This window comes from Monashia sp. HAY1-5C, assembly GCF_056755255.1.
Genome location: NZ_JBPGXG010000217.1, coordinates 1 through 4489, shown reverse-complemented (window position 1 = coordinate 4489; position 4489 = coordinate 1). Strand labels below are relative to the sequence as shown.

Below are 4489 nucleotides of genomic sequence, written 5' to 3'. Positions count from 1 at the left end.
GGGTCGCGAGCACACGGTGTACGACGTCGAGGGGCCGGTGGTGCACGTCGGTTTCGCCGACCCGTACTGCCCGAACGGGCGTCGGGTCGCCGTCGACGCCGCCGGGCGCGCCGGGTTCGACGTCGAGGCCCAGGGCACGCTCGTCGTCGTCAACGGACCCCGGTTCTCCAGTCGGGCCGAGTCGGTGTGGCACCAGCAGGCCGGCTGGTCGATCGTCGGGATGACGACGATGCCCGAGGCCGCGCTGGCCCGCGAGCTCGCGCTCTGCTTCACGACGATCGCGCTCGTCACCGACGCCGACGCGGGGGTTGAGGGCGGCCCGGCCGTCACCCACGAGGAGGTGCTGCGCGTGTTCGGCACCAACGTCGAGCGGCTCAAGGCCGTGCTCCGGGACGCGATCGGCAGCCTCCCGACGCACGAGGCGGACGACCTCGCGACGTGCGCCTGCCGCCGCGCCCTCGACGGGCTCGAGCTGCCCTTCCCTCTCCCGTGATGGCCGGGGTGACGACACGGCTCCTCGGGCGCCGGGCGGGCGGTGGCGGACGCGGCGGCCCGGTGGTGCGCGCCGGCCGTGGTGGGCTCGCTGACCGCGCTGGTCGTGATGTCCGGGGCGACCGCGCCGACCGGGCCTGCCGTCCCGCCCGGGGCGGCACCGCCAACGGACCGCGCCGCCGGGCCGCGCGGCGACTGCGGTGGCGGCGCGGGCTCGCAGCGCTGCTCGCCGGGGTCGCGGTGTGGGCCGGCGTCGGCGCCCTGTCACCGCGAGCATCGGGGACCGTCGGCCTGCCGACCGTCGTCGCGGTCCGCGACGTCGCCGCGGGTGCGGTGCTCGGCGTCGACGACCTGACCGTCGTGTCGCGTCCACCTGCCGAGCGCCCCGACGGCGCGGCCTCCGACGTCGACGCCGTCCTCGGCGCGACGGCGGCGGGTCCACTCCTCGCCCGCGAGGTCGTCGTCCCGAGCCGGCTCCTCGGCGGCTCGGTCCTGGCGGGCCAGCCGACCGACCACGTCGCGCTCACCGTCCCCGTCCTCGACGCGTCGGGGGCCGGTGCCCGACCCGGTGCCCGGGTCGACCTCTACGCCACCGGTACGGGCGAGCGGGCGGCCTCCGACGTCGTCGTCCTCGCGGTGCGGGAGGCCGGCGAGGCCGGCGCGCTCGGCGCAGCCCACCCGCCGCAGGTCACCCTGTCGCTCGGGCCCGACGACGCCACCCGGGTGGCCCGTGGCCTCAGCGCCCTCGAGGCCGGCCAGAGCTTCGTCGTCGCCATCCGGCAGCCCGGAGCGCTCCCGCACTAGGCTCGCCGCCGATGCCCGGTCCCGGCTCGGGGTCCGCAGACTCGAGGGAGGCCTTCATGCTCAAGGGATTCAAAGACTTTCTCCAGCGCGGCAACGTTGTCGACCTCGCCGTCGCCGTGGTCATCGGTGCGGCCTTCACCGCCGTCATCGACGCGGTCGTCAAGGGGCTCATCACGCCGCTCGTCGCCGCGGTCTTCGGCAAGACGGACCTGAGCAAGGTCGGCAACTTCACCGTCAACAACGCCCAGTTCTCCCTCGGTCTCGTCCTCGACGCGGCCTTCCGGTTCCTCTGCGTCGCGGCCGCCGTGTACTTCCTCATCGTGCTGCCGATCAACCGGCTGGCGGCCCTGCGCAAGCGGGGCGTCGAGCCCGAGCCCGAGGCGCCGACGGAGGAGATCATCGTCCTCACCGAGATCCGGGACGCCCTGCGCACCCGCTGACCGGCCGTTCCGCCACCACGTCGGCCGGTACGTGCCACAGGGGCGGGAGCTCGCTGCTCCCGCCCCTCGCACGCCCGGAACGCGCGCTCGACGCCCCCGGTGCTGCCGAGATCAGTCCTCGTCGTGGGGCCGGCCGAGTACCGGGCCCCCGTAGGTCTGCGGACGCTCGTAGCCGCCGTAGATCTCGGCGAGCGCCAGCGGCCGCGCCGCCTCGGCGTGCCGGCCGGCGCGCTGCAGCGTGCGGCCGAGCAGCAGGTGCGCGTAGGCATCGGTCGGGCACTCCTCGATGATCCGCTGCAGCGTCTCCTCGGCATGCCGGAACTGCGCCGAGTGGAAGTAGGCGCGGGCGAGCAGCAGACGCAGCTCGGTGGTCGAGTGAGGCGCCCAGTCCGCCTCACCGGTCGTGGCCGGAGCGGTGGCCTGCGCGTCGACCTCGTCGACGAGGTTGGCGAGCGCGGTGGCTGCGGCGAGGTGGTCACCCCGCTCGAAGAGCCCTTGCGCGAAGGAGAGGCGCAGCTGGAAGGGGGTGGTGTTCATGGGCTCACCAACGCCATGGACCGATGGGACATTCCCGTCCTCCCCTCTCGCGTCCTCACTCGTAGTGCGGGGGGCGCTGCTCCTGGAGCCACTGCTCGCGGCTCGCCTCGTCTGCTTGGGAGGTACCCCATCCGAGGTCGGTGTCGTCGCGGCTGCGGCCGCCGACCGGTGACGGCGCGAGGTCCTCGAGGACGTCCTCCGCCGCGGTCTCCGCCGTCCCACGACGGAAGACGCGGCGTCGCTTGCGCCGCCGTGGCTCGCCGTCGCCCGGGTCGGGGGCACCGGCTGCACCGGCACCGTCGGCTGCACCAGCACCCCCCGACGTGGTCGGCGCCTCCGGTTCGGCCGCATCCGGAGCCGACGCCGTCTGCGCCGCGGTGCCGGCTGCCTCCCGTTCGGGTCGGGTGGCCGGCTCGGCCGCCGTCCCGGAGGGGCGTGTCTCGCGGGCGATCGCGACGATCCGGGAGATCTCGCGGGCGGGGTCACGGAACACGTCCGTGCTCCAGACCCGCTCGTGGATCCAGCCGAGCCGGGCCAGCTGCTCCGGGCGCAGCCGGTCCCGGTCGCGGGTGCTGCGCAGCGCGGCGTACCGGTCACCGTCGGTCTCGACGGCGATGAGGCCACGCCCCCGGTGGTAGGGGTCCTCGACAGCGAGGTCGATGCGCTGGCGCGCCGAGCCGTAGTCCTCGTGGACGGTGAGGCCCTCGCGGCGCAGCCGCTCGGCGAGGTCGCGTCGCAGCGGGTCGCCGGTCGGTGGGTTGGCGGCGAAGAGCGTGCCGTCGTCGCTGCGCCGGCCGCCGGTCTCGGCATAGGCGAGGAAGTCACGGAGCATGACGGCGCCGCGGGCCTTGAGCCGCTCCGGGTCGAGGTCGGACGCGCGCAGCGCCGACACGACCGTCATCCGCTGGCGGGCCCGGGTGATGGCCACGTTGAGCCGCCGCTCCCCACCCTCGATGTTGAGCGGTCCGAAACGGTGCAGCACCCGCCCGTGCGGGGTCTTGCCGTAGCCGATGGACAGGATGATCGCATCGCGCTCGTCGCCCTGGACACGCTCGAGGTTCTTGACGAAGAAGCGCTCCGGGCGGTCGGTGTCGAAGAAGTCGGCGACGTCGGGCGCGCGGCGCAACGCGGCCGTGACGGCGTCGTCGAGGCGGTCGGCGTGCTTGATGCCGAGGGCGATGACGCCGAGCGACTCCGTGGGCCGGGTGCGCGCGTGCTCGAGGACGAGCTCGACGACGCGGGCGACCTCGGCCTCGGTCGTCTCGATGGCATCGACGCCGGGCTGGAGGGTGGCCTGCCCGTCGACCGGCTCGAAGGTCACGGCGGAGTCGATCGAGGTGCCGGGGAACGTCGTCAGCCCGCCGTCGTAGACGGCCTGGTTCGCGAAGGCGATGAGGCGCTCGTCGCGGCTGCGGTAGTGCCAGGTGAGGCTTCGCGTCGGCAGCGTCGCCGCGAGGACGTCGAGCACCGACTCGAAGCCCTCGGTCAGCGTCTCGTCGGCCTCGGCCGGTGCGGACTCGTCGTCGGAGACGACGGTGAAGAAGTTCGTCGGGGGCAGCTGCCTCTCGTCGCCCGCGACGACGACCTGGCGCGCCCGGCTGATCGCCGAGATCGCCTGGGCCGGCTGCACCTGCGAGGCCTCGTCGAAGACGACGACGTCGAACCACTTGCCGGGCGGGAGCGTCGAGGCGACAACGAGCGGGCTCATCGCCCAGCAGGGCTTGATCGCCGTCAGCGCGGCGGAGGCCTGCGGCACGAGGTCGCGAAGTGGCTTGTGCCGCCGGGCCTTCCCGGCCTCCGCGCGGACGAGGGCCTCCTGCGCGGGGTGGTCACCGAGGACCTCACGGACGTTGCGGGCGACGGCGTCGCGGACGCGGGCGACCGTGGCCTCCCGGTGGGCGCGGTCGGCCTCGACGTACTCGGCGACGTCGCGTCGCAGCCCCGCACCGTCGTGCGCGCCGTACGCGGGGTCGCGCACGGTGATCTCCTGCGCCACCGAGGCCCACCAGACGTGGTCGACCTCGGCGGTGACCTGCTCGGTGGCGACGCCGCGGCGGGCGAGGTCGTCGACGAGCGGGCCCAGCCCGGCCGAGCGCATCTCGTCGAGGATGCTCGTCACCTGGGGCAGCACCGCGACTCGGTCCGGGCGTGCGGCGAGGGCGGCGAGCCGGTCGCGCAGCGCGTCGAGCGGCAGGTCGGTGAGCGGCGGCTGGTCC

Annotated in this window: 5 protein-coding genes; 3 read left to right on the top strand and 2 right to left on the bottom strand. The window is 74.7% G+C overall.

The window, feature by feature from the left end; genetic code table 11:
• The 3 genes from ACR9ZK_RS20850 to mscL form a co-directional block, all read left to right on the top strand.
• On the top strand, positions 1-493 hold a 493-nt coding region (locus ACR9ZK_RS20850), incomplete at its 5' end, for a phosphorylase family protein (protein WP_481343880.1).
• 8 nt (positions 494-501) lie between these two features.
• Entirely contained in the window at positions 502-1296 is a 795-nt protein-coding gene (locus ACR9ZK_RS20845) for an SAF domain-containing protein (RefSeq protein ID WP_481343879.1), read from the top strand.
• 56 nt (positions 1297-1352) lie between these two features.
• Positions 1353-1736 carry a large conductance mechanosensitive channel protein MscL gene (mscL, locus tag ACR9ZK_RS20840; RefSeq protein ID WP_481343878.1) on the top strand — a complete coding sequence of 128 codons (384 nt, stop codon included), beginning with the start codon at positions 1353-1355 and terminating at the stop codon, positions 1734-1736.
• Between the two features lie 111 nt (positions 1737-1847).
• Here the strand turns inward: mscL and ACR9ZK_RS20835 are convergent, their stop codons facing one another.
• Positions 1848-2273: a tetratricopeptide repeat protein gene (locus ACR9ZK_RS20835; protein ID WP_481343877.1), complete on the bottom strand. Its 426-nt coding sequence runs from the start codon at positions 2271-2273 to the stop codon at positions 1848-1850.
• A 55-nt stretch (positions 2274-2328) separates the two neighbouring features.
• Positions 2329-4489 (bottom strand): AAA domain-containing protein (locus ACR9ZK_RS20830; RefSeq protein ID WP_481343876.1); only part of this gene is annotated, 2161 nt, incomplete at its 5' end.